Here is a 23,465-nt window from a genome sequence, read left to right on the forward strand (position 1 = left end):
TTTCACCCGTATGGGGCTATTCCAAAACCGCGGAAGCTTCGTAATGTCGCGGCGGCAGGCGACGAACGATAGCGATTCGATGGCAATTCTCTTCAAGACGGTAATCGACGAAAACACGGCATTCGAGATGATTGGCAGTGCCCTGTCCGAGCATGGCAACGACTATGACGGCTATCTGAACGTCGTCGCCGACGAAGGTGAGCAGACGCTGACCTGGGGCCCGAACATGCATGCCGAGCAGTTCCAGGCCGAAATGACCGAGATCTTTCGCGCCACCTGGGACATCTGCCCTTTCTGGGTGGTCTATGAACGCCGTGACGATCGCAAGGATCCCGACGCCAACGATATCCGCAACGCCGCCTTCAGGCTGACCCGCGCCTACGACGGCGTGCTCGTCGTCACCCTCAGCCTGCTCGACAAGCGCGACCATGCCGAAGACATCGAACTGATCTTCGTCTGCTTCAAGGAAGACCCGCAGCGCCGGAATTTTCGCGTGCGCTTCGAGGGCAAGTTCATTCAGCCACAAAACTGAAAAAGCCGGCGAGAGCGCCGGCTTTGAATGGCATTAACGAGCTGTCTCAGGCAGCCAGAGCGCGCGCGACCGCCTTGCGGATATCGGGAAGCGCGAATGGCTTCGACACGACGTCGACGATCTTCTCGGCGAGGTCATCGGCGCGTTCGCGCTGTTCGGCATAGCCGGTCATCAAAAGGATCTTCAGCGCCGGAAAGGCCGACTTCGCCTGGTGCGCAAGCTCGATGCCGTCCATCACGGGCATGCGGATATCCGACAGCAGCAGGTCGTAGCCGCCGATGTTGAGCTTCTCCAGCCCTTCCGCACCGTCAGCCGCTTCTTCGGTCTCATGACCGTCGAGGCGCAAAGCGCGGGCTACGAAAGAACGCAGGGAATCTTCGTCTTCCGTAATCAGAATTCTTGCCATGGTGTGCATTGCTCCGTTTCATGCCCTACCCGCAAATCACACGAGTTTCCTTTGCGAGTGGTAAACGGCCGAAGGCAATGATCCGGGCGATGGACGGGATGGTTAACAACCCGTCTTGAAATGACACGTTTACGCGTCGCCCGTCACCACGCCGACGAAGGGAAGTTCGCGGAAGGCATAGGCCACGTCCATGCCGTAGCCGACGACGAAATAGTCGGGGCATTCGAAGCCGACATAATCCGCTTCCAGCTTTTCCTTGCGCTTCACGCTCTTGTCGAGCAGCACGGCGATGGTGACGTTGCGGGCGCCGCGCTCATAGAGCAGTTCCTTGGCGAACTTCAGCGTGCGGCCGGATTCGAGAATGTCGTCGATCAGCAGAACGTCGCGGTCCTTCACCTCGCTGTCGATATCCTTGACGATCCTGACACCCTGCGAAACCGTGCCGGTGCCGTAGCTCGACAGCGTGATGAACTCGACCTCGGGCGCAAGCCCGCTGTCATGCAGCGCGCGGATGAGGTCGGCCGCGAAGATGAACGAGCCCTTGAGGACAGCGATGACGAGCAGGTCCTTGGTCGGTCCCTTGGCGATCTCCCGGGCGATGGCATGATTGCGCTCGGCAATCATCTCGGCCGTGAAAAGAGGATCGATATTCTTACCGCGCACCACAGGCATGAAGGCTTGCTCCCTGAAAACAAGCACAAGCCGTTAGCACAAACCGCGCGGCGAAACACCCCATAAAGCATGTCGCGCACAGGATCGCGGTGCGCTTTAGGGCATGAAAGCGAGCCGAACCTCGGGCGTTTTTCCACCGGGATACTGTATCCTGGAGGAGAAGCCACGGCTTTGGCCGCCATAGATCACGTCGGCGGGCGCATTGATCACCACGCTGGCGACCAGTTTTTCGTCGGCGTAGAGGTTGGCGCGGATCGGCCGCACCATCTGCGTCGTGCCGCTGACATTGTCGATGATGCCGTTGATCAACAGCACCCGCATGCCATTGGCGTCGCGCGGTGTCGCCGTCACATGGGTGAAGTGCAGCGGATCGGTGTCGACCGCCGCATTGGATGCAGACAGACCGGAGAACCCGCCGGAGAGGCCGAAGACGAGGACGCAGAGCGCCACGACAAGCACGGAGAAATGCTTGAGCGAGGCCTGCTGCAGCCAGGCCTCTGCGGCCTGAACGAAGGATGGCGCCTGAACCGGCGCTGCTTGCGCTGTACGCGGCGATGGACGAGCGCCGGCGCTGCGGCTGTTGTCGTTGAAGCTACGGCCCTTGAAGCTGCGATCGTTGAAGTCAGGCGCGCGTTGCTTGCCGATGACGACGAACTCGGCGTCGGCGATATCGGCGGGACGGCTTTGCCGGTGCTCGCGCTTCACGGTATCAGGCGGCAGGAAATCGTAGGCCCGCCCGGGTGCCTGGCGCTTGAACGAGGAGGATGTCATGACGACCGCCTTTCCGGTATCCACTGCTTTCACGCCCAACCTCAGAGGCGGGCATTGAAACGAATCCTCTCTACTCGTAAATTTTATTGGTTAATGCTTCGCAAATGCCGCCATCAAACAGGCGTCTTTCCGGCGAAATTTACCCGTTGTTAACGGATCTGGTTAACAAGTCATGCGGTGAAACAACAAGAAACTGAGCGGCCCGTTGATCCACTTCGAGAATGTCGGTTTGCGCTATGGAATGGGACCGGAAATCCTCCGGGACCTGACCTTCGACATCCCGAAGAAATCCTTCCAGTTCCTGACCGGCCCCTCCGGCGCCGGCAAGACAACGCTGCTTCGGCTTCTGTTTCTCTCGCTGCAGCCGACACGCGGCCTGATCCGCATGTTCGGTCGCGACATCACCGATATACCCCGTACCGAACTGCCGCTGCTGCGCCGCCGCGTCGGCATCATCTTCCAGGAATTCCGCCTGCTCGACCATCTCACCACCTATGAGAACGTGGCGCTGCCGCTGCGCGTGCGCGGCAAGGATGAGAGCTCCTACAAGACCGACGTGCTGGAACTTCTGAAATGGGTCGGCCTCGGCGAGCGCATCAACGTGCTGCCGCCAGTGCTTTCGGGCGGCGAGAAGCAGCGCGCCGCGATCGCCCGTGCCCTCATCGACCGCCCCGAGATCCTGCTCGCCGACGAGCCGACCGCCAACGTCGATCCGCCGATGGCCCGCCGCCTGCTGAACCTCTTCCTCGAACTCAACCGCCTCGGAACCGCCGTCGTGATCGCCACCCACGATCTGACGCTGATGGACCAGGTGGACGCCCGCCGGATGATCCTCTCGGAAGGGCACCTCGACATCCATGACTGAGCCAACCGCCCGCCCCACAGCGCCAGCAGCCTCCAAGGGTCAGAAACGCCCGGAGATGAAGGTGCGCCCGACCGCGCCGATCCTGCCGTCCGCCAATATCCAGGGCAACGCGCTGATGGTCGTCATCGCGATCATGGCCTTTCTCGCCTGCCTGACGCTCGGCGGCGTCTCCATGGTGCGCTCGACGGCGGCAAGCTGGGAAAGCCAGATCTCCCGCGAGATCACCATCCAGATCAAGCCCGACGACGGGCTCGACATGGACAAGGCGCTGGCTGACGCCCGCCGCATCGCGCTCACCTTCGTCGGCACCAAGGATGGCCAGATCGTCGACGAGGCCGCCACCGCGCGCCTGCTAGAACCCTGGCTCGGCACCGGCCTCGACATCAAGGAATTGCCCGTTCCCCGCCTCGTCATCATCACCATTGACGAGAGCAATCCGCCCGATTTCGATGCGATGCGCGCCATGCTGAAGGAGAGTATTCCGCAATCCTCGCTCGACGATCACCGCACCTGGGTCGACCGCCTGGTCTCGATGGCGCATACGACGGTCATGATCGGCACCGGCGTGCTGCTGCTGGTCTTCTCCGCCATGGTGCTGACCGTCGTCTTCGCCACCCGTGGCGCATTGTCCGGCAACAGGCACATCGTCGAAGTCCTGCACTTTGTCGGCGCCGAGAGCTCCTTCGTTGCCAACGAGTTCCAGAAACATTTCCTGAAGATCAGCCTCAAGGGCTCGGCCGTCGGCTCAGCACTTGCCGCCCTCTTCTTCATGAGCGCCGGTTTCCTGCAGAGCCGCACGCTCGCCACCCCGCAGACCGACCAGGCCACAGCCCTGTTCGGCACCTTCTCGGTCGGCGCGCTCGGCTATGCCGGCATCTTCGCGACGATGATCGTCATCGCCCTCCTGACCACCTTCACTGCCCGGCTAACGGTCATGCGCACCATCTACGAAATCGACACGCTGCGCTCCGATCCCACCCGTGCCGACGGCCTTCCGAATTAAGATTACGGGCTGCATTTTGCCATGAAAGCGTCTGTTCGCCGCCCCAATCTGCGTATATTTTTCGATTCATGAGCATGAGCCGCATGTCGCACGACCCGATTCGCCCGAAAACGGAGCTTTCCCGCTCCGAGAGCGAGCCCGCGCGCCGTGGCCCCGTTCGCCGCATGCTGCGCTGGGGCGGCGTCACCTTCGTGCTCGCTATCGCCCTGGTTTTCGGCGGCTTTCTGTTCTTCGCGGATTCGGTCACGACCCTGAAGCCGCCGCTCGATCCGCATGCGGACGCCATCGTCGTACTGACAGGCGGCTACCAGCGCATCGACCAAGCCGTGGAACTCTTGCAGAAGGGCGCCGGCAAGCGCCTGCTGATCTCGGGCGTGCATCCGACCACCACCCGCAACCAGATCCGCAAGATGACGCAGGCAGCGCCCGATCTCTTCGATTGCTGCGTCGACATCGGCTACGACGCGCTGGACACGATCGGCAATGCCGAGGAAGCGACCAACTGGATCCACGCCAAGGGCTACAAGAGCGTGCTTGTTGTCACCAACAACTACCACATGCCCCGCAGCCTCGCCGAACTCGCCTATGTCGATCCCGAAACCCAGTTCGTGCCCTATCCCGTGGTCAACACCGATCTGAAGAACAGCAACTGGTTCACCGATCCCAACGCCATGCGCGTCATGCTGGCGGAATACGGCAAGCTGCTCTTTGCCGGCGCCCGCAACCTGACCGGCCTCTTCCGCCACCCGGGTCTGCGCTCGGCCGAAGGCGATACCTGAGCGGATCAGCGCTTTTTCTGCCGCTCAATATCGTGTAGGACGGCTGTGCCGCCCGTCTGGCGGATTTAGGCCTCGGGAAACTTCATGATCGCCCTGCGTTCCGTTCTCTTCAACACGATCTTCTACGCCAATCTCATCCTGCGAATGATCGTGTTCTCGCCCTATTACTTCCTGGCGCCGCGCCGGAGCGCCTATCGCATCCCGAAGAACTGGGCGCTCTCCAACCACTGGCTGATGGAAAAGATCGTCGGCACCACCTTCGAGATCGAAGGCCTGGAGAACCTGCCCGAGGGCGGCTACATCCTCGCCCCCAAGCACCAGTCCTTCTGGGACACCTATGCGCTGCTCCCGTGGCTGAAGGACCCGGTCTATATCCTGAAGCGCGAGCTCATGTGGATTCCGCTCTTCGGCTGGTACGCCAAGAAGCAGCGGATGATCCCGATCAATCGCGGCGCGCGTGGCAAGGTCATGGTCGAGGCGCTGCGCCGCACCAAGGAAGAACTCGCCACCGGCCGCCAGCTGATCATCTACCCCGAGGGCACACGCCGTCCGCCGGGCGCCGAACCGGTCTACAAATACGGCATCGCCCGCATGTATCGTGACCTGCAGCTGCCTGTCGTGCCTGTCGCGATGCAGCCCGGTCTCTTCTGGCCGCGCCGCTCGACCATGCGCTATCCCGGCCACTACAAGGTGCGCATCCTGAAGCCGATCGAACCCGGAATGGACCCGGACGCCTTCTTCGCGCATCTGATCGAGGTGACCGAGCGCGCCAGCGACGAGATCCTGATGGGCGACGCCGCGCGCAACCCAAACCTGCCGCTGCCGCCCACGGCACTCCAGCGCCTGGAAGAACTGCGCAAGCAGGACGCCGCAACGGCCGGCTAAGGCGCGCAGCACCTTGGCCCGGCTAAGGCGCATAGCGCCTTGGCCTGCGTCGCGCTAAGCCGCCCGCAGCCGCTCCACCTCGTCGACCACATCTTCCAGCCAGTGGTCGCGGATGCCCATCTCTTTGAGATGCGCCAACGTGTTGAAGACATAGGCGTCGTTCGGCCCGGATTTCCCCTGCGCCTGATGCACGATGCGCGCCGCCGCCATCGTATCCAGCGAACCGGCATATTGCGTGTGGTCGCGGTCGACGACATAGGCGACGCCCTTGACCCCGCGCCCGCCTGCAAGCTGCAGCGGAACCTGACGCTCCAGATAAACGTTGGTCACCAGTTCGCGTTCTCTGAGATAGCCAATGACCTCGTCCCAATCCTCGCCCGCGACGCGAAACGCCATGCCGCGGCATGATCCCCCGCGATCGAGCCCCAGCACCAGCCCCGGATTTTGCTCGGTGCCCCGATGCACCCACGAGCGAACGCAGAGAGATCGCCGATAGCCATGAATAAGCGCTTGTGACCGTTCAACAAACGCGAAGCCCGGATTCCACATCAGCGATCCGTAGCCAAACACCCAAAATTCGTCCATATCCCAAGCCAGACCGAGATTCTAATTTGCGGACAACCATTGGAGAACATCATGGCAGCGTCAAGCCAATCCCGTAGCGGCAGGAAATTCTGGTTGCTGGGGGCAGGCATCGTTCTCGTGGTCGCACTCTATACCGGCGGCTGGTTCTATGCCGCCTCGACGCTGAAGAGCACGGTTCTGACGGCGATCGGCCCAGGCAACAAGGCCGGCGTATCAGGCGAATGCGCCGATATCGACTTCCGCGGCTTCCCCTTCCGCATCGGCCTCTTCTGCTCGAAGGTGGATGTCGACGACAACGTCAACGGCGTCTCGGCAAGCTTCGGCGCCCTGCGCTCGGCGGCCCAGGTCTACGCCCCCGGCCATATCGTCTGGGAACTTGATTCGCCCGCCGAGATCCGCACCGCGCACGGCCTGTCGGTCAACGCCGAGTGGACGAACCTGCAGTCGAGCCTCGTCACCAAGCTCAAGGGCATCGACCACTCATCGACCATAATCGACGGCCTGAAGGCGACCGCCGTCTCGTCGGCCACCGGCCAGACCATCAACTTCGACGCCGCCCACACCGAGTTGCACCTGCGCCAGAACGGCGCCGACCTCGATGGCGCGATCTCGCTGACCGACGCGCAGACCGTCATCAAGGATTGGCCGCAGGTCTTGCCCAAGCTCTCAACGAGCGCCGACGTGACGCTGCAGGGCAAGGCCGGCATGATCGACGGCAGCGACGAGAAGGGCCTCTACGGCGCCAGCGGCGAGCTCCGCAAGGCGGTGGCCGATATGGGCAATGGCAAGGTCATGACGCTGTCAGGCCCCTTCTCCTTCGACGAGGAGGGCTATCTGACCGCCCAGTTCAAGCTGCAGATCGAGGATGTGAACGCCTGGCGCGACAGCATCAAGCAGGGCTTCCCCGATCTCGCCAAGACCGTCGACACCGCCGCCAAGCTCCTGAAGGCCATGGCCGGCGGCGGCGGAACCGTCTCCGTCGACCTCGTCGTCCAGCGCGGCAACGCCACCGTCAGCGGCTTCATCCCGCTGGGGCAGATTCCGCCGATTTGAGGTTTATGGTGGGGCGCGCAGAGCGCCGCCCCTCACTCACCCCTTCTTATCAAGCGTATGCGGCCGCCCGAAGTCCGGAGCGTCAACATCCTGGCCGGCCTCGATGATCGAGCGGCGGATGGCGCGGGTGCGGGTGAAGAGGTCGAAGATCTTGTCGCCCTCGCCCCAGCGGATCGCCCGCTGCAGATAGGCGAGGTCTTCGGAAAACCGCGCCAGCATCTCGAGGATCGCATCCTTGTTGTGCAGGCACACGTCCCGCCACATGGTGGGGTCTGAGGCCGCCAGACGCGTAAAATCGCGGAAACCGGAGGCGGAATACTTGATCACTTCCGATTCCGTCACCGTGCCCAGATCATCGGCCGTGCCGACGATGTTGAAGGCGATCAGGTGCGGCAGGTGCGAGACGATGGCGAGCACCTTGTCGTGGTGTTCGGGGTCCATCACGTCGATCTTCGAGCCCAGCGTCTCCCAGAAGCGGCTGAGCGCCTTGAGCGCCGTCTCATCCGTCCCTTCGAGCGGCGTGAAGATGCACCAGCGGCCTGCGAACAGCCCGGGGAAGCCGGCATCCGGACCCGACTTTTCCGTGCCCGCCAGCGGGTGGCCGGGGATGAAGTGGACGTTGCCAGGCATATGCGGCTGCATCTGCGCAATGACCGACGCCTTGGTCGAGCCGACATCGGTGACGATGGCGCCCGGCTTCAGGCTACCGGCGATCTCCTTGGCAACCGCCTCAGACGCACCGACCGGCACCGAGACGATGACGAGATCAGCATCCTTGACCGCTTCGGCCGAAGACGTCGTGTAGCGATCGCCGAGCTCAAGCTCTTCCGCCCGCTTCAGCGTCTCGGCGCTGCGGGTGGCGATGACCACCTCTTTCGCCAGCCCCAGCCGCTTGATGTCATGCGCCAGCGATGAGCCGATCAAGCCGATGCCGATAAGCGCGATGCGATCGAACTGGACCGTCATGCCTTCCGTCCCATGAACTCGCCGAGCGCCTCGATGACGCCGCGGTTGGCCTCTTCGGGACCAACGCTCATGCGCAGCGAATTCTTGAAGCCGTAGCCCTTCACCGCGCGCAGGATATAGCCGCGGCTGGTGAGGAACTCATCGGCCTCGTCTGCGCGCTTGCCGTCCACATCGGGGAAGTGGATCAGCACGAAATTGGTGACGGATGGCGTTACCTTCAGGCCGATCGCCTCGAAGGCGACGGTCAGCTTGTCGATCCACATCTGGTTGAAGGCGACGGCTTCCTGCATGAAGGACTGGTCGCGGATCGCAGCCGCACCGGCCGAGATCGCCGCCATGTTCATGTTGAACGGTCCGCGCACGCGGTTCAGCGCATCGACGATGTCGGCGGGCGCATACATCCAGCCGACGCGCAGCGCCGCCAGGCCGTATACCTTCGAGAAGGTGCGGGTCATCACAACGTTCGGGTTCGACGACACGATCTCGATACCGGATTCATAGTCGTTGCGGCGCACGTATTCGGCATAGGCCGCGTCGAGCACCAGCACGACGTTCTTCGGCAATGCTGCATGCAGGCGGCGGATCTCGCTGACGGGAACATAGGTGCCCGTCGGATTGCCGGGATTGGCGATGAACACCATCTTGGTCTTCTCGGTCACGGCGGCGATGATTGCGTCGACATCGACGGTCGCTTCCTTCTCCTTGACCGTGACGACGGTAGCGCCGGCGCCCATGATCTGGATCTTGTAGACCAGGAAGCCATGCTCGGTGATGATGGCCTCGTCGCCGGGCGCCAGATAGACGTGGCAGAGCAGGCCGAGCAGCTCGTCCGAGCCGTTGCCGCAGAGAATGTTAGCCGGGTTAAGCCCATGCACCGCCGCGATCGCCTCGCGCAGCTCGACGGCCTGTCCATCCGGATAGCGCTCGAGATTGTCGGCCGCCGCGCGATAGGCGGCAATCGCCTTCGGGCTGGCGCCGAGCGGCGTTTCGTTCGACGAGAGCTTGTAGACGCGCGCCACGCCCGGCGCATGTTCCTTGCCGGGCACATAGGCCGCGATATCAAGAATACCGGCACGGGGAACAGGCTTGCTCGTCTCTACGCTCATGGGATCAACCTTGGAAAAGGCCGGGGTGTCCGGCTGGAAATTGCCTTGAGGCAATAGAACGGAAATGGTGCGTTGTCGAGTGGTGGGGGGAGATAGGGCGAGCGCCCACCACGAGTCTCTTCCCCCCAACGGGGGGAAGGTGCCGGCAGGCGGATGAGGGGGCCTGCGGCACAACCCTCACTTCCAGGGAAATGACAAATATAGCGGCAAGCCCACCCGGAGCCCCCTCATCCGGCCCTTCGGGCCACCTTCTCCCCGAGGGGAGAAGGGAGTACCGCACCGCTGCGAGCCTACCGCGTCCGCGTCGTCGGCACCCCATGCGGCGACAGCACCGGCACGAATACACGCCTGGAAGCGCGCACCGCCACCGGCAGGCCCTGATAGAGCCGCTTCTGCGCCTCGACGATGATGACCCCCGAAAAAGCCGGCCAGAGTGCCCGCCCGACATACTCGAATGCACCACGCAGCCGCATCATCGTCCGCAGCTTCGACGGCGGAAACAAAAGCGCCTCTGCGGACGCCCCCGGCGTAAAATTCGTCTCGCGCAACAGATGCGTCAGCTGCCCCCGCGAATAGGGCCGCCCTGAGCCGAAAGGCGTGTGCTCCAGCCGCGCCCAGACGCCGCGCCGGTTGGGCACGACGATGACCAGCCGTCCGCCCGGCGCCAGCACCCGCCAGAGCTCCTTCAGCGTCTCGCGCGGGTTTTCCGCGAACTCCAGCGAGTGCACCATCAGCACCCGGTCGATCGACGAATCCGGCAGCGGCAGTTCCTCGTCGAAGATCAGCGCCGTCGACGACAGCGAGCCCATCGGCCAGTTCACGGCACCCTGCCCCGCCGGCATGAAGGCGAAGGTGCGTTCGGTATCGGCCTGGAAACGATCGAGAAACGGCACGGCATAGCCGATGCCCACCAGCCGCTCCTGCGGCAGCCGCACCCACAGCGACGACAGCGCCATGGCGATCGACTGCTCGGCGATGCGGCCGAGGTCGGAATGATAGAACTGGCGTAGGTCGACGATATCTGCGTGCATTGCGATAAATGTTATCAGTGAGCGGTTGGACTTCAAGGCCGCAGCCTCTACATTCGGGGTCAGTCCGAGATAAAGAGGCACTTTAGATTATGAAACCTTTGGATTTAGACGTTTTTCTCTGCCGCACCGACAATTTCGGCGTGCTTGTTCATGATCCCGAGACCGGCCACACCGCCTCCATCGACGCCCCTGATGCCGACGCCGTCATTGCCGCCGCGAACCGTCGCGGTTGGACGATCAGCCACATCTTCACCACCCATCATCATACCGACCACGTCGAGGGCAATCTGGCGCTGAAGGAGAAGTACGGCTGCGAGATCATCGGCCCGATCAACGAGGCAGTGGCGATCCCGGGCCTCGACATGACGATGTCCGACGACGATACCTTCCTGTTCGGCGAACACCCCGTCCGCGTGATCGAGACCCCCGGCCACACCGCCGGCCATATCTGCTACCACTTCACCGACGACAAGCTGCTCTTTGCCGCCGACACGCTGTTCGCGCTCGGCTGTGGCCGCCTGTTCGAACGCCCGCCGGCCGATATGTGGCACTCGCTGCAGAAGCTCGCCGTGCTGCCCGATGAGACCGCGATCTATTTCGGCCACGAATACACGCTCTCCAACGCCCGCTTCGCGCTGACCATCGACCCGGATAACGAACGTCTGAAGGCCCGCGCCGCCGAGATCGAGGCACTGCGCGCCGAGGGCAAGTTCACCATCCCGACGACGCTCGCGCTGGAGAAGGAAACCAACCCGTTCCTCCGCGCCGGCGACCCCGCCATCCGCCGCAACCTGTTGATGGAAACCAAGACCAACGAAGAGGTCTTCGCCGAAATCCGCAAGCGCAAGGATAATTTCTGATGGCGCCGGCGCCGATCTCCGCCGACGACATCATCCGCGAACTCGACCTGCAGCCGCACCCCGAGGGCGGCTTCTACATCCAGACCTTCCGCGACAGCGAAGGCGAGGAACGCGGGCACTCGACGGCGATCTACTATCTGCTGAAATCCGGCCAGCGCTCGCATTGGCACCGCGTCCACGACGCGGCCGAGGTCTGGCACTATTATGCCGGCGCACCGCTGGCGCTGCACCGCGCTGAAGACGGCGGTCGGAGCGAGACGCTGATGCTTGGCCCCGATATCCTCGGCGGCCAGCGCCCGCAGGCAATCATCCCCGCCAACTGGTGGCAATCGGCCGAGACGCTTGGCGACTATACGCTGGTTGGATGCACGGTGTCGCCCGGCTTCGAATTTTCGAGCTTCGAGATGGCCCCGCCCGACTGGTCGCCGGACACCTGAAAGCGCCTTACCCCTGCTGCTCGACCACCTCGGGCAACATCACGAACAGCGATTTGAGCAGCGACACCGTGCCGGAGTGGCCGACGCTGTAATAGATCATGCGGCCCTCGCGGCGCGTATTGACCAGGCCCTCGAGACGCAGGCGGGCGAGCTGTTGCGAGACCATGGCCTGCTGCATGCCGAGAATGTCCTCGATCTGGCTGACGGTCTTCTCCTCATCCGCGAGAATGCACAGGATGAGCAACCGCGTATGATGAGCCAGCGCTTTCAGAAGTTCACTTGCTGCCCGAGCTTTGGTCGAAAACCCCTGCAATTCGTGATCGGCCATACCCGATCGAGGTGTCGGCAAGTGCATGTTATGTCTCTGCTTGCATATATATCAAAAATGACAAGTGCTCATAACACGTACGCAAGGCCGGATAATTTGGATCTCCTAAAGTGCCAAAAAAAGTCACGTAATCAGCAGATAAGCTGGCCGCCATTGATCTCCAGCACCTGGCCGGTCACGTAGCCCGACAGCGACGGCGCCGCCATGAAGAGATAGGCCGGCGCGCAATCCTCGGCCGTCCCCAGCCGCTGCAGCGGTATGCCCTTGCGGGTCTGCTCAAGCTTTTCGGCGGATGAATAGCGCTGGTGGAAATCGGTTTCGATCGTTCCCGGCGAGATGCAGTTGACGCGGATGCCGTCGGGAGCGAGTTCGCGCGCAAGCGCTTTCGAGTAAGTCGAGACGAACGCCTTGGAAGCCGAGTAGATCGCCGAGCCGGGGCTGCCGCCCGTCAACGCCGAGATCGAAACCGTGTTGACGATCGCAGCCTCGCCAGCGGCCCTCAGCGCCGGCAGCAGCGCCCTGGTGACCTCGACGACCGACGTCTGGTTCAGCTGCACCACCTGGCCATACTGCTCGTCCGTGAGCGTACCCGCCGGAAACCGGCCGAACATCGTTCCCGCATTGTTGACGAGCGCGTGGATCGTCTTGAAATGGCCGAGTACCTTGCTGGCAAAAACCTGGCACCCCTCGCCCGTCGAGAAATCGCCGGCGATCAGGATGGCGCGGCGATCTTCTTCCGCCGTCAGCAGGAAATCCGGTAGCGTCCGCTCGCCGTCGCGGCCGGTGTGAACCAGCACCCGCGCACCGCAATCGAGAAACTGTCTCGCGACCTCGAGCCCGATCCCGCGACCGGCACCCGTGACCACCACATTGCGGTTTTCGAACAACTTCGGATGAAACATCAAACCCTCCCCATCAGCGGCCGAACCGATGCGGATCCGACATGGTGAGAAGATAGCCTCTGCATCCGCCAATGATCAACCGCTACCGGCCTTCGATAGCCGAGAAGAGCCTCGAGCGAGCAACAAAAAAGCGGCCTTGCGGCCGCTTCGATGACAGTCAGAGCTGGAAGGCTCAGTCCTTGTTGACGACACCCTGGAGGTGCGTCATTTCCATGATGAAGTGTTCCAGCTTGGACTTGTGCTCGTGATGCTGGGCATCCTCGAGCTCAGACTTGGCGGCGTCGATGCGACGGTCGAGTTCGTCCTTGGAGACGTCTTCGACGGGGATCGCGGATTCCGCGAGCAGCGTGCAGCCGGTCGGCAGGATGTCGGCGAAGCCGCCGAACACCACGAAGTCCTTCTTGACACCGCTGGCGGAGCGAACGCTCACGACGCCCGGCTTGATTGTTGTCATCGTCGGCGCGTGGTTCGCCATGACGGTCATCTCGCCCTCGGTTGCCGGAATGACAACTTCGGTCACCATCTCGGACAAGAGCAGGCGCTCCGGAGATACGAGTTCAAAATTGAAATTGTCAGCCATGACGTTTCACTTCTTGATTGTCTTTGAAACGAGAGACGGCGCGCGGGGACGGACCCTGCGCGCCGTAAGTGAATGCATCAAGCGGCTGCGGAGAGCTTCTTGGCCTTTTCGATGGCTTCTTCCATCGAGCCGACCATGTAGAAGGCTGCTTCCGGCAGGTGATCGTATTCGCCGTTGACGAGGCCCTTGAAGCCCTTGATCGTGTCTTCGAGCGCAACGAGCTTGCCCGGCGAACCGGTGAAGACTTCGGCGACGAAGAACGGCTGCGACAGGAAGCGCTCGATCTTACGGGCGCGGGCAACAGCCAGACGGTCTTCTTCCGACAGTTCGTCCATGCCAAGGATGGCGATGATGTCCTGCAGGGCCTTGTAGCGCTGCAGCGTCGTCTGAACCTTACGAGCCACTTCGTAGTGCTCTTCGCCGACAACCATCGGGTCGAGCATGCGCGACGTGGAGTCGAGCGGGTCAACGGCCGGGTAGATACCCTTTTCAGCGATCGAGCGCGACAGAACCGTCGTTGCGTCCAAGTGGGCGAACGAGGTGGCCGGAGCCGGGTCGGTCAAGTCGTCGGCGGGGACGTAAATGGCCTGAACCGAGGTGATCGAGCCCTTCGTCGTGGTGGTGATGCGTTCCTGCATCGCGCCCATGTCCGTGGCGAGCGTCGGCTGATAGCCAACGGCCGAAGGAATACGGCCGAGCAGAGCCGACACTTCGGAACCTGCCTGCGTGAAGCGGAAGATGTTGTCGACGAAGAACAGAACGTCCTGGCCCTTGTCGCGGAAGTCTTCAGCGATCGTCAGACCGGTGAGAGCAACGCGAGCGCGTGCGCCCGGCGGTTCGTTCATCTGGCCGTAAACGAGAGCAGCCTTGGAGCCTTCGCCGCCGCCGTGCTTGTTGACGCCCGATTCGATCATTTCGTGGTAAAGGTCGTTGCCTTCGCGGGTACGTTCACCCACGCCTGCGAATACCGAGTAACCACCGTGCGCCTTGGCGACGTTGTTGATCAGTTCCATGATCAGAACGGTCTTGCCGACGCCGGCGCCGCCGAACAGGCCGATCTTGCCGCCCTTTGCATAAGGAGCGAGAAGGTCGACGACCTTGATGCCGGTGACGAGGATCTGGCCTTCGGTCGACTGGTCGACGTAGGAAGGAGCGTCCTGGTGGATGGCGCGCTTGCCCGAAGTGACCAGCGGGCCGGCTTCGTCAACCGGTTCGCCGATGACGTTCATGATACGGCCGAGCGTTTCCGGACCGACCGGAACCGTGATCGGCTCACCCGTGTCGGAGACCGGCTGACCGCGAACCAGACCTTCGGTCGAGTCCATGGCGATCGTACGAACTTCGTTTTCACCCAGGTGCTGAGCGACTTCGAGCACGAGGCGGTTGCCGCCGTTCGTGGTTTCGAGTGCGTTCAGGATCGCCGGCAGTTCGCCTTCGAAGGCAACGTCCACGACGGCGCCGATAACCTGCGTAACCTTGCCGGCGGAGCCTGCCGCGGCCTTCTTGGGGGTAGCTGCCTTAGCCATCTTCTTACCCTCTTTCCCTTACCTCAGAGCGCTTCCGCGCCCGAAATGATTTCAATGAGTTCCTTGGTGATCTGAGCCTGGCGCTGACGGTTGTAGGAAAGCGTCAGCTTGTTGATCATTTCACCAGCGTTACGCGTCGCATTGTCCATCGCGCTCATCTTGGCGCCCATTTCGCCGGCGACGTTCTCGAGGAGCGCGCGGAAAATCTGGACCGAGATGTTGCGTGGAATCAGATCCTCGAGGATCGATGCCGGATCTGGCTCGTATTCGTAGACCGCGCCCGCATGTGCCGCGTCCTCGGCAACCGCCTCGCCAGCCGAAGCCGGGATGAGCTGCTGTGCCGTCGGAACCTGCGAGATCACCGACTTGAACTCGGAATAGAAGAGCGTGCAGACGTCGAATTCACCGGCTTCGTACATCTCGATGATGCGCTTGCCGATGCTGTCGGCGTTTTCGAAGGCGACACGCTTGACGTCGCGGAGTTCCTTGCGCTCGACGATGAGCGGCAGGAATTCGCGGCGCAGGCTGTCGTAGCCCTTCTTGCCGACAGTGAAGATCTTTACCGTCTTGCCTTCTGCGGTCAGCTTGCGGGCATGATCGCGGGCAAAACGGGAAATCTGCGAGTTGAAACCGCCGCAGAGGCCGCGATCAGCCGTGCAGACAACGAGCAGGTGAACCTGATCCTTGCCTGTACCGGTCATGAGAGCCGGCGCACCATCCGCATCGGTGACGGCGTTGGCGATGTTCGCCAAGACCGCACTCATCCGCTGCGAATAGGGCCGGGCGGCCTCGGCCGCCTCCTGCGCACGCCGAAGCTTCGCCGCGGCGACCATTTTCATCGCCTTGGTGATCTTCTGCGTCGCCTTGACGGAGGCGATCCGGTTTTTCAGATCCTTAAGTGAAGGCATCCGTGATCCGTCCTAACTGGGTCCGATTACGAGAAAGACTTCGCGAAGCTGTCGATGGCAGCGGTGAGCTTGCCCTTCGTATCGTCGCTGATGGCCTTTTCGCTACGGATCGTGTCGAGGATCGCCGAACCTTCGGAACGGAGGTACGACAGCAGGCCCTGCTCGAACTTGCCGACCTGGTTGACCGCGACCTTGTCGAGGTAACCGTTGACGCCGGCGAAGATCACCGCGACCTGTTCTTCCGTCTTCAGCGGCGAGAACTGCGGCTGCTTCAGGAGTTCGGTCAGGCGTGCGCCGCGGTTCAGCAGGCGCTGCGTCGATGCGTCGAGGTCGGAGCCGAACTGGGCGAAGGCGGCCATTTCGCGATACTGGGCGAGTTCGCCCTTGATCGAGCCGGCAACCTGCTTCATGGCCTTGATCTGAGCGGCGGAACCAACGCGCGAAACCGACAGACCGACGTTAACGGCCGGACGAATGCCCTGGTAGAACAGGTCGGTTTCAAGGAAGATCTGGCCGTCGGTGATCGAGATCACGTTGGTCGGAATGAACGCCGAAACGTCGTTACCCTGGGTTTCGATGACAGGCAGAGCCGTCAGCGAGCCAGCGCCCATTTCGTCGGAGAGCTTTGCAGCGCGCTCGAGGAGACGCGAATGCAGGTAGAAAACGTCGCCCGGGTAAGCTTCGCGGCCCGGCGGGCGGCGCAGCAGAAGCGACATCTGGCGATAGGCAACAGCCTGCTTCGAAAGGTCGTCGTAACCGATCAGGGCATGCTGGCCGTTGTCGCGGAAGTATTCGCCCATGGCGCAACCGGCGAACGGTGCCAGGTACTGCATCGGAGCAGCGTCCGAAGCGGTCGCGGCAACGACGATCGAGTACTTCATTGCGCCGCGTTCTTCGAGAACCTTGACGAACTGGGCAACGGTCGAACGCTTCTGGCCGATAGCGACGTAGACGCAGTACAGCTTTTCGCTGTCCGGGCCGTTGTCGTGAATGGCCTTCTGGTTCAGGATCGCGTCGAGAATGATCGCGGTCTTGCCGGTCTGGCGGTCGCCGATGACGAGCTCGCGCTGGCCACGGCCAACCGGGATGAGCGCGTCGATGGCCTTGAGGCCGGTCGACATCGGCTCATGAACCGACTTGCGCGGAATGATGCCGGGAGCCTTGACGTCGACGCGCGCACGGCGGGTCGCGTTGATCGGGCCCTTGCCGTCGATCGGGTTGCCGAGAGCGTCGACAACGCGGCCGAGCAGTTCCGGACCAACCGGAACGTCAACGATGGCGCCCGTACGCTTGACGGTATCGCCTTCCTTGATGGCGCGGTCGGAACCGAAAATAACGACACCAACGTTGTCGGCTTCAAGGTTCAGCGCCATGCCGCGGATGCCGCCCGGGAACTCGACCATCTCGCCGGCCTGGACGTTGTCCAGACCGTATACGCGAGCGATACCGTCACCGACGGAGAGCACCTGACCGACTTCCGAGACCTGCGCCTCTTTGCCGAAGTTTTTAATCTGATCTTTGAGAATTGCGGAAATTTCCGCGGCGCGGATATCCATCAGCCAACCTCTTTCAATGCAAGCTTAAGGGTAGAGAGTTTGGTACGAAGAGACGTATCAATCTGACGGGACCCGACCTTCACGATCAGACCACCAAGAATTGACGGATCAACCGTGACGTTGACCGCCACGTCTTTGCCGGTGACGCCCTTCAGCGCCGCCTTCAATTCAGTTTCCTGCGCTGCGTCGAGCGCATGGGCCGAGGTAACCTCGGCGGTAATTTCGCCACGCTGCTTGGCAGCGATGACACGGAAGGCCTTGATCATGCCCGGGAGAGCAAACAGGCGGCGATTGCGCGCCACGACCTTCAGGAAGTTTGCAACGAACCCGCTGATGCCAGCCTTTTCGCTGATCGCGATGATCGTCTTCAGCTGATCTTCAGCCGAGAAAACCGGGCTGGAGATGAAGCGCTTCAGATCGTCGCTCTCGTCCAACATCGCCTGAAAACGGTCGAGATCGGCGGTCACGTTCGCGACTGCACCCTCCTCGAGCGCCAGTTCGAACAGCGACGAGGCATATCGCTCTGCAACACCAGATGTAAGCTGGGACGTGTCTGCCACGGGCACAAATTTCCCTGATTTCAACCCAAGAATCCGGCCTCCGGCGGGCGCCTGATTTAAATTCTTGAATTCGTTATGATTTCCCCCAGAAATCGCAAGAGAAGCCTCTTGCTTCTTCCGAAATTCGGGGTCCGTCTAACATAGGATATCGGGACTCGCAACACGCGTAACGCCGTAATCCTATTTTAGCATCGATTTCTGCCGCAAAAATGCCGAAACCGTTCACGGTCCAGAGACCGTCACTCCAAAATCGGCGTGTTTCAGGCGGAAAAGAAACCGAAGACATAGCCGAGCGGAAGCGCCGCCAAAATCACCTGCACAACCAGAAGTACATAATTCATGATGGTGCCTCCCCGGTCGGAAAGCAGCGAGATGATGCGCGCAAATGCGGCCATCGCAAACGCCGCGCCAAGCGCCAGATAGGTGAAGTTCTGCGCCAGCATGATCGCCGCCAGCCCGGTGCCGAGATAGAAGCCGCCCATCGAGCGCAGCTCGGCATAACCGTCGCGGCGCCCCTCACGCACCTGTATCCCGAAGAGCCGCATCGCATAGCCCGGCGCGAACATGATGATGAAGCCCGCAAGCGCGGTAAACGCGGCGGCACCGAAGGCAAGCTGCTCGCCCAGCTCCGTCGGAAAGTAGAATTCCATGATGTGACCCCAAATCACTGTGATTTGCAGCCCTTATGCCATGATATCGGCAGGCCGCAAACGCCCGAGATCGGCGTACTCTAAAGGAAGCTCTGCGGATCGATATCGAGCTGCACATGGATGGAGCCGCGCTCTTTCGGCGATTGCGCCAGCATGGTGCGCAGGTAGGCCTGCATGTCGGAGTTCCGGCGACCATGCACGAGGAGCCGGAAGCGATGGCGTCCGCGCACCAGCGCCAGCGGCGCCTCGGCCGGCCCGAGCACGGAAATCCCCGTCACCTGAGGTGCTGCGTTGCGCATGCTGCGCGCATGCCCCTCCGCATCCTGCCGTGTTTCCGCCGAGACGATGATCGACGCCAGTCGGCCGAACGGCGGCAGGATCGCCCGCTCACGCTCGGCGATCTCGCGCTCGTAGAAGGCTCCCGCGTCGCCCGAGACGATCGCCTGCATCACGGGATGCTGCGGCTGGTAGGTCTGCAGCAGGCCGTGGCTCTTCAGACCCGTACGCCCGGCGCGGCCGGTCACCTGCGACAGCAGCTGGAAGGTCCGCTCGGCCGCGCGCGGATCGCCGTTCGCCAGGCCGAGATCGGCATCGATGATGCCCACCAGCGTCATCAGCGGGAAGTTATGCCCCTTGGCCACCAGCTGCGTGCCGATGACGATATCCGCCTCGCCCTTGGCGATCGCATCGAGCTCCAGCCTGAGCCGCTTCACGCCGCCCATGATGTCGGAAGAGAGAACGATGGTCCGCGCCTCGGGAAAATGCCGCTCCACCTCTTCCGCGATCCGCTCCACCCCCGGCCCGCAGGCAACCAGGTGATCGAACGTGCCGCATTCCGGGCAGGCCTCCGGCGTATGCTGGTGATAGCCGCACTGATGGCATTGCAGCTGCCGCTTGAACCGGTGCTCGACCAGCCAGCTGGAACATTGCGGGCATTGGAAGCGATGACCGCAGACGCGGCAGAGCGTCAGCGGCGCATAGCCGCGCCGGTTCAGGAACAACAGTGCCTGCTGCTTCTTCTCGACCGTCTTGCCGATGGCCCGCAAGAGCACCGGCGACAGGAACCCACCACGCTCCGGCGCATGCCTTCGCATGTCGACCAGGTGCAGATCAGGCAGCGCCGCGTCGCCGAAGCGTGTCGGCAGGTGAATGGTCGTATAGCGCCCGCTCTGGCCATTGACCTGGCTCTCGATCGATGGCGTGGCCGAGACCAGCACGAGCGGAAAATCGCCGATCCGGGCGCGCACGACCGCCATGTCGCGGGCATTGTAATAGACGCGGTCTTCCTGCTTGTAGGCGGGATCATGCTCTTCATCGACGATGATCAGCCCTAGATCCTCGAACGGCAAGAACAGCGCCGAACGCGCGCCGGCCACGACGCGGACCTCCCCCGTCACCGCCTGCCGCCACACCTTCTCGCGCGTCTTCGGCGCCAGATCGGAATGCCACTCGGCGGGCTTCGCCCCGAAGCGGTCCTGGAAGCGCTCGAGGAAACTGGCCGTCAGCGCGATCTCCGGCAACAGGATCAGCACCTGCTTGCCGCGCTTCAGCGTCTCGGCGATCGCCTCGAAATAGACCTCGGTCTTGCCCGAACCGGTGACGCCATCGATCAGCGATACCGCGAACTGGCCGTTGCGGACCTCCTCGAGGATTTCGTCGGCCGCCTCCTTCTGCGGACCGGCGAGCCGCGACGGCGCGAAATCCGGGTCCGGCTTCGCCACGATCGGCGGCGGCGGCAGGAAGATCGTCTCGAAGATCCCCTGCGCGATCAAGCCGTCGACGACGCTGGTCGAAACGCCGGCCGCATGCGCCAGGCCAATGCGCGTCCACGACAGCCCGTCGCCGGCGGCATCGAGCACGCGGGCGCGCGCCGGCGTCATCCGCTCCGGCTCGCCGCCGACAAAGCGCAGTCCCTCGACCATCGGTTCCGGATCGAAGGCGTTGGGAACACGCAGCGCCATCCGCGCCACCAGCCCCGGCGGCGACAGCGTGTAGCTCGCGACCCAGTCGACGAAATCGCGCATGTCCTTCGAAAGCGGCGGGCAATCGAACACCTTGGTGATCGGCCGAAGCTTCTTCGGATCGACGCCCTCGTTTCCCCCCTCCCAGACGGCGCCCATCACCTGGCGCGGCCCGAGCGGCACCTGCACCACGGAGCCGGGCTCCACGGCCATGCCCTCGGGCACCGAATAGGAATAGGGCCTGGGCGCCGGCATGGGTACAAGCACCGACACCGTGCGCACGGCGGGCGGTGGTTCAATGGGGCCAAAGAGGTCGGACGAATCTATGCTCATCGGGCGCGACCATGCCCGCAACGAGAACAAAATGAAACCCGCGACATCGCGCTATCAATCGTCATCATCGTCCTCGCCGGCAATCGTGCCGGTAAGCCGCATGCCCTCGATCCAGGTGGCGCCGTTTTCGCGGATCACCTTGCGCGGCCGCACCCCGCAGCGCTCGCGCACGGCCTCCGCCAGCTGCGCCGAGTGGGTGACGATCCACACCTGGCTGCTCTTCGAAGCGGTCGCGATCATATCCGCCAGCGGTTCCAGCATGTCGGGATGCAGGCTCGCTTCCGGCTCGTTGAGCGCGATCAACGGCGGCAGGCGATAGGACAACAATGCCGCCGCCAGTCCGAGAAAGCGTATCTGCCCATCGGAAAGCTCACGCGGCTGGAACACCCGGTGCGGAAAATCGGGAAAGGCGAGCCCGAACGACGCCGTCTCCTCCGGCTCCGGCACCACGAGCCGCGCGCCGCCGAAGGCCGAGGCGACCACACGATCGAGATCAACCGTATCCTGCCGCGTATGCCTGAGCGTCGCGAACACCGCCGCCAGATTGGCGCCGTCCTCATCCAGCATCGGCCCGGTCACGGCAAGGCAGGGCTGGCGCAGCGGCGAGGCGCGGTCGGTGCGGAAACCATGAAAGAACCGCCAGTTGGCCACCACCCGGCGAAAGGCCGCGATCTCGGGAAAATGCCCGGCATCGCCAAGCAGCGCCATCGCCGTCTCTGATGTCAGCGCCTGATCCGGATAGTCCTGCATCCGCCCGGCGCCATCCCGCACCTGGATCGATGGCCCCGCCCGCTTCATCATCGTGACCGGCCGCCCGTGATCGACGATCAACTCCTCGGCCTTCACCTGCGGCTCCAGCGGAAAGCCGGCCGCCGCTTCTGGCGGGCGCAGGCCGACCTCGACCCTGTAGCGAAAGGTGACGGCCCGCTCCTCGTCCAGAAGCTCGACCTCGAGCCGCACCCGCGCCGGCCCCTCATTCTGCTTGCGCGTGCCCGACCAAAGCACCGAGAACATGCCGCCCTCGGCCGCAAGCTCGCGCACCAGCCGCCCGGTGACGGCCGCCTGCACTAGCTGCAGCGCACGATAGAGATTGGATTTGCCGACGCCGTTCTCGCCGAGAAACAGCGAGGTCTCCGACAGATCCATGCGGATCGAGCGGAGCGACCGGTAATTCTGGGCGAACATGGAGCGGAGTTGCATGCCCCGCTTTACCCCATCCGCTCAGCGAAATGAATGGGCATCGGCCATCTCGGGCAGGCTTGGCTCGACAAGCGGCTGGAACCGCGCGTCGCCATCGAGTTTCAGCGCCTCGACGGTGTGCGTCTCCAGCGCCCTTGTGACGTCGTTGATGTCGCCATCAAGATGCTCGACCGGGATCATGTCGCCGATGATAAAATCGAAGCGATCGCCGCGCTTGTTCAGGAGTTCGTGGAACACGGTCATGTCGCGCAGCTCCGTCGACCACTTGGCGAACCAGTAGAACAGCCCGGAATTGCGTGCCGTCATATGAACAGGCAGGATCGGCAGATTGTACTTGCGCGCCAGCCCGACGGCGGACGTCTTCCACGGCCGCTCGTTGAGCTGGCCGTTCGCCCAGTAGGCGATGCGCCCGGAGGGAAACAGCACCGTCGCCTTGCCTTCGCGCACGGCGTGGTTCGTCAGCTGCAGCGTCTCGCGTGCCTTCAGCTTGCTCTTGTGCTCGTCGCGCCACTCGACCGGAATGATCATCTCGGCAAAGCGCGGATTGACGCGCACCGCATCGCGGTTGGCGAATACCATCATATCGGGCCGCCGCGTCTTCAGCAGATCGAACACCGCGACGCCATCGGCGATCCCGGTCGGATGGTTGCTGACCAGAATGAAGCCGCCCTTGTCGGGTATCCGCTCGGCATTGGTCACGCCGATATCGAGATCGAGCAAATTGCTCATATACTCGAAGCACTGGAAGCCCGGCATGTTGGCGATGTCGTTGGCGAAGGTCATCGCCTTGTTGTAGCGCAGCAGCGTATAGAGAAACGGCCGTATGACGGGCCACAGCGGGTGGCCGACGATGCGTTGTCCGCGTTCGGCGATCAGCGTGTCGACGATATGTCCGGGTCTGCCTCGGGAAACGAGCGCGATCGTTTCTGCGAATTGTCCGAATGCCGTCGTGGGTTGGCGCCGTGCCATGCAAGATCCTGCCTCGTTGGGAAACCAGTTATCGCGATTAT

25 protein-coding genes and 1 pseudogene are annotated in these 23,465 nt (G+C 62.7%); 8 read left to right on the forward strand and 18 right to left on the reverse strand.

The genetic code is table 11. The features are described 5' to 3' along the window. The first annotated feature begins 79 nt into the window (after positions 1-79). The gene (locus J5286_RS20120) at positions 80-532 is read left to right on the forward strand and encodes a hypothetical protein (RefSeq protein ID WP_026283549.1); all 453 of its coding nucleotides are present in this window, start codon (positions 80-82) and stop codon (positions 530-532) included. 46 nt (positions 533-578) lie between these two features. On the opposite strand, the gene J5286_RS20125 is transcribed toward J5286_RS20120, so the two are convergent. The 3 genes from J5286_RS20125 to J5286_RS20135 all read right to left on the reverse strand — a co-directional run bounded on the left by J5286_RS20125 (position 579) and on the right by J5286_RS20135 (position 2,381). Further along, entirely contained in the window at positions 579-938 is a 360-nt protein-coding gene (locus J5286_RS20125; protein ID WP_026283548.1) for a response regulator, read from the reverse strand. Between the two features lie 129 nt (positions 939-1,067). Next, entirely contained in the window at positions 1,068-1,610 is a 543-nt protein-coding gene (gene hpt, locus J5286_RS20130) for a hypoxanthine phosphoribosyltransferase (protein WP_018901493.1), read from the reverse strand. A gap of 96 nt (positions 1,611-1,706) precedes the next feature. Next, positions 1,707-2,381, reverse strand: a complete 675-nt coding sequence (locus J5286_RS20135; RefSeq protein WP_245206333.1) for a hypothetical protein — start codon at positions 2,379-2,381, stop codon at positions 1,707-1,709. A gap of 205 nt (positions 2,382-2,586) precedes the next feature. On the opposite strand from J5286_RS20135, the gene ftsE reads away from it, so the two are divergent. The 4 genes from ftsE to J5286_RS20155 all read left to right on the forward strand — a co-directional run bounded on the left by ftsE (position 2,587) and on the right by J5286_RS20155 (position 5,913). Next, on the forward strand, positions 2,587-3,246 hold the full coding sequence (gene ftsE, locus J5286_RS20140) for a cell division ATP-binding protein FtsE (protein ID WP_018901491.1): 660 nt from the start codon (positions 2,587-2,589) through the stop codon (positions 3,244-3,246). Then, positions 3,239-4,249, forward strand: coding sequence for a cell division protein FtsX (locus tag J5286_RS20145; RefSeq protein ID WP_209191858.1), 1,011 nt, complete (start codon positions 3,239-3,241; stop codon positions 4,247-4,249). Before ftsE ends, J5286_RS20145 begins: the two co-directional genes overlap by 8 nt. Positions 4,250-4,332: 83 nt before the next feature. After that, positions 4,333-5,028: a YdcF family protein gene (locus J5286_RS20150; RefSeq protein WP_245206335.1), complete on the forward strand. Its 696-nt coding sequence runs from the start codon at positions 4,333-4,335 to the stop codon at positions 5,026-5,028. Between the two features lie 84 nt (positions 5,029-5,112). Beyond that, positions 5,113-5,913, forward strand: coding sequence for a lysophospholipid acyltransferase family protein (locus J5286_RS20155; RefSeq protein ID WP_209191860.1), 801 nt, complete (start codon positions 5,113-5,115; stop codon positions 5,911-5,913). Positions 5,914-5,967: 54 nt separating this feature from the next. Here the strand turns inward: J5286_RS20155 and J5286_RS20160 are convergent, their stop codons facing one another. After that, positions 5,968-6,498 (reverse strand): gamma-glutamylcyclotransferase, encoded by a 531-nt coding sequence (locus tag J5286_RS20160; RefSeq protein ID WP_113011864.1) that lies wholly within the window; start codon positions 6,496-6,498, stop codon positions 5,968-5,970. A gap of 51 nt (positions 6,499-6,549) precedes the next feature. Here J5286_RS20160 and J5286_RS20165 point away from each other — a divergent pair, with 51 nt between their 5' ends. Then, on the forward strand, positions 6,550-7,551 hold the full coding sequence (locus tag J5286_RS20165; protein ID WP_209191861.1) for a DUF2125 domain-containing protein: 1,002 nt from the start codon (positions 6,550-6,552) through the stop codon (positions 7,549-7,551). 36 nt (positions 7,552-7,587) lie between these two features. Here the strand turns inward: J5286_RS20165 and J5286_RS20170 are convergent. From J5286_RS20170 to J5286_RS20180, 3 genes and pseudogenes are all read right to left on the reverse strand, one after another. Further along, a pseudogene (locus J5286_RS20170) lies at positions 7,588-8,526 on the reverse strand (prephenate/arogenate dehydrogenase family protein); the annotation flags it as partial. Next, on the reverse strand, positions 8,514-9,623 hold the full coding sequence (gene hisC, locus J5286_RS20175) for a histidinol-phosphate transaminase (RefSeq protein WP_209191862.1): 1,110 nt from the start codon (positions 9,621-9,623) through the stop codon (positions 8,514-8,516). The gene hisC and the pseudogene J5286_RS20170, both read right to left, overlap by 13 nt. 290 nt (positions 9,624-9,913) lie before the next feature. Continuing rightward, complete coding sequence (locus J5286_RS20180) at positions 9,914-10,690, reverse strand: class I SAM-dependent methyltransferase (protein WP_026283544.1); 777 nt, start codon at positions 10,688-10,690, stop codon at positions 9,914-9,916. A gap of 53 nt (positions 10,691-10,743) precedes the next feature. On the opposite strand from J5286_RS20180, the gene gloB reads away from it, so the two are divergent. After that, entirely contained in the window at positions 10,744-11,514 is a 771-nt protein-coding gene (gene gloB / locus J5286_RS20185) for a hydroxyacylglutathione hydrolase (protein ID WP_026283543.1), read from the forward strand. Between the two features lie 14 nt (positions 11,515-11,528). Continuing rightward, on the forward strand, positions 11,529-11,951 hold the full coding sequence (locus tag J5286_RS20190; protein WP_209192008.1) for a cupin domain-containing protein: 423 nt from the start codon (positions 11,529-11,531) through the stop codon (positions 11,949-11,951). A 7-nt stretch (positions 11,952-11,958) separates the two neighbouring features. Here J5286_RS20190 and J5286_RS20195 read toward each other — a convergent pair whose 3' ends face one another. The 11 genes from J5286_RS20195 to J5286_RS20245 form a co-directional block, all read right to left on the reverse strand. Beyond that, complete coding sequence (locus J5286_RS20195) at positions 11,959-12,306, reverse strand: ArsR/SmtB family transcription factor (protein ID WP_209191863.1); 348 nt, start codon at positions 12,304-12,306, stop codon at positions 11,959-11,961. A 104-nt stretch (positions 12,307-12,410) separates the two neighbouring features. Further along, positions 12,411-13,181: an SDR family NAD(P)-dependent oxidoreductase gene (locus J5286_RS20200; protein ID WP_209191864.1), complete on the reverse strand. Its 771-nt coding sequence runs from the start codon at positions 13,179-13,181 to the stop codon at positions 12,411-12,413. Between the two features lie 172 nt (positions 13,182-13,353). Beyond that, on the reverse strand, positions 13,354-13,761 hold the full coding sequence (locus J5286_RS20205) for a F0F1 ATP synthase subunit epsilon (RefSeq protein WP_018901478.1): 408 nt from the start codon (positions 13,759-13,761) through the stop codon (positions 13,354-13,356). A gap of 77 nt (positions 13,762-13,838) precedes the next feature. Continuing rightward, positions 13,839-15,287, reverse strand: coding sequence for a F0F1 ATP synthase subunit beta (gene atpD, locus J5286_RS20210; RefSeq protein ID WP_018901477.1), 1,449 nt, complete (start codon positions 15,285-15,287; stop codon positions 13,839-13,841). Positions 15,288-15,310: 23 nt separating this feature from the next. Further along, positions 15,311-16,195, reverse strand: a complete 885-nt coding sequence (locus J5286_RS20215; protein ID WP_018901476.1) for a F0F1 ATP synthase subunit gamma — start codon at positions 16,193-16,195, stop codon at positions 15,311-15,313. A 26-nt stretch (positions 16,196-16,221) separates the two neighbouring features. After that, the gene (gene atpA / locus J5286_RS20220) at positions 16,222-17,751 is read right to left on the reverse strand and encodes a F0F1 ATP synthase subunit alpha (RefSeq protein ID WP_018901475.1); all 1,530 of its coding nucleotides are present in this window, start codon (positions 17,749-17,751) and stop codon (positions 16,222-16,224) included. After that, on the reverse strand, positions 17,751-18,317 hold the full coding sequence (locus J5286_RS20225; protein ID WP_026283540.1) for a F0F1 ATP synthase subunit delta: 567 nt from the start codon (positions 18,315-18,317) through the stop codon (positions 17,751-17,753). The genes atpA and J5286_RS20225 overlap by 1 nt, the downstream gene beginning before the upstream one ends. A gap of 254 nt (positions 18,318-18,571) precedes the next feature. Beyond that, positions 18,572-18,961: an AGROH133_08824 family phage infection protein gene (locus J5286_RS20230; protein ID WP_209191865.1), complete on the reverse strand. Its 390-nt coding sequence runs from the start codon at positions 18,959-18,961 to the stop codon at positions 18,572-18,574. A gap of 80 nt (positions 18,962-19,041) precedes the next feature. Then, positions 19,042-21,255 carry a primosomal protein N' gene (locus J5286_RS20235; protein ID WP_209191866.1) on the reverse strand — a complete coding sequence of 738 codons (2,214 nt, stop codon included), beginning with the start codon at positions 21,253-21,255 and terminating at the stop codon, positions 19,042-19,044. A gap of 54 nt (positions 21,256-21,309) precedes the next feature. Further along, positions 21,310-22,455: an AAA family ATPase gene (locus J5286_RS20240; protein ID WP_209191867.1), complete on the reverse strand. Its 1,146-nt coding sequence runs from the start codon at positions 22,453-22,455 to the stop codon at positions 21,310-21,312. A gap of 21 nt (positions 22,456-22,476) precedes the next feature. Further along, positions 22,477-23,424 (reverse strand): lysophospholipid acyltransferase family protein, encoded by a 948-nt coding sequence (locus J5286_RS20245; RefSeq protein WP_209191868.1) that lies wholly within the window; start codon positions 23,422-23,424, stop codon positions 22,477-22,479. Between the last annotated feature and the right edge of the window lie 41 nt (positions 23,425-23,465).

This window comes from Rhizobium sp. 16-488-2b, assembly GCF_017741815.1.
In the GTDB taxonomy this organism is placed as follows: domain Bacteria; phylum Pseudomonadota; class Alphaproteobacteria; order Rhizobiales; family Rhizobiaceae; genus Rhizobium.

What these genes read in the sequence shown, in the direction of transcription:
- J5286_RS20200 (WP_209191864.1), bottom strand. Translation starts at nt 13,181, where the DNA reads ATGTTTCATCCGAAGTTGTTCGAAAACCGCAATGTGGTGGTCACGGGT.
- atpD (WP_018901477.1), bottom strand. Translation starts at nt 15,287, where the DNA reads ATGGCTAAGGCAGCTACCCCCAAGAAGGCCGCGGCAGGCTCCGCCGGC.
- J5286_RS20135 (WP_245206333.1), bottom strand. Translation starts at nt 2,381, where the DNA reads ATGACATCCTCCTCGTTCAAGCGCCAGGCACCCGGGCGGGCCTACGAT.
- atpA (WP_018901475.1), bottom strand. Translation starts at nt 17,751, where the DNA reads ATGGATATCCGCGCCGCGGAAATTTCCGCAATTCTCAAAGATCAGATT.
- hpt (WP_018901493.1), bottom strand. Translation starts at nt 1,610, where the DNA reads ATGCCTGTGGTGCGCGGTAAGAATATCGATCCTCTTTTCACGGCCGAG.
- J5286_RS20240 (WP_209191867.1), bottom strand. Translation starts at nt 22,455, where the DNA reads ATGCAACTCCGCTCCATGTTCGCCCAGAATTACCGGTCGCTCCGCTCG.
- J5286_RS20150 (WP_245206335.1), top strand. Translation starts at nt 4,333, where the DNA reads ATGTCGCACGACCCGATTCGCCCGAAAACGGAGCTTTCCCGCTCCGAG.
- J5286_RS20195 (WP_209191863.1), bottom strand. Translation starts at nt 12,306, where the DNA reads ATGCACTTGCCGACACCTCGATCGGGTATGGCCGATCACGAATTGCAG.
- J5286_RS20230 (WP_209191865.1), bottom strand. Translation starts at nt 18,961, where the DNA reads ATGGAATTCTACTTTCCGACGGAGCTGGGCGAGCAGCTTGCCTTCGGT.
- J5286_RS20215 (WP_018901476.1), bottom strand. Translation starts at nt 16,195, where the DNA reads ATGCCTTCACTTAAGGATCTGAAAAACCGGATCGCCTCCGTCAAGGCG.
- gloB (WP_026283543.1), top strand. Translation starts at nt 10,744, where the DNA reads ATGAAACCTTTGGATTTAGACGTTTTTCTCTGCCGCACCGACAATTTC.
- J5286_RS20165 (WP_209191861.1), top strand. Translation starts at nt 6,550, where the DNA reads ATGGCAGCGTCAAGCCAATCCCGTAGCGGCAGGAAATTCTGGTTGCTG.
- J5286_RS20120 (WP_026283549.1), top strand. Translation starts at nt 80, where the DNA reads ATGGCAATTCTCTTCAAGACGGTAATCGACGAAAACACGGCATTCGAG.
- J5286_RS20155 (WP_209191860.1), top strand. Translation starts at nt 5,113, where the DNA reads ATGATCGCCCTGCGTTCCGTTCTCTTCAACACGATCTTCTACGCCAAT.
- J5286_RS20235 (WP_209191866.1), bottom strand. Translation starts at nt 21,255, where the DNA reads ATGAGCATAGATTCGTCCGACCTCTTTGGCCCCATTGAACCACCGCCC.
- J5286_RS20205 (WP_018901478.1), bottom strand. Translation starts at nt 13,761, where the DNA reads ATGGCTGACAATTTCAATTTTGAACTCGTATCTCCGGAGCGCCTGCTC.
- J5286_RS20125 (WP_026283548.1), bottom strand. Translation starts at nt 938, where the DNA reads ATGGCAAGAATTCTGATTACGGAAGACGAAGATTCCCTGCGTTCTTTC.
- J5286_RS20145 (WP_209191858.1), top strand. Translation starts at nt 3,239, where the DNA reads ATGACTGAGCCAACCGCCCGCCCCACAGCGCCAGCAGCCTCCAAGGGT.
- hisC (WP_209191862.1), bottom strand. Translation starts at nt 9,623, where the DNA reads ATGAGCGTAGAGACGAGCAAGCCTGTTCCCCGTGCCGGTATTCTTGAT.
- J5286_RS20160 (WP_113011864.1), bottom strand. Translation starts at nt 6,498, where the DNA reads ATGGACGAATTTTGGGTGTTTGGCTACGGATCGCTGATGTGGAATCCG.
- J5286_RS20245 (WP_209191868.1), bottom strand. Translation starts at nt 23,424, where the DNA reads ATGGCACGGCGCCAACCCACGACGGCATTCGGACAATTCGCAGAAACG.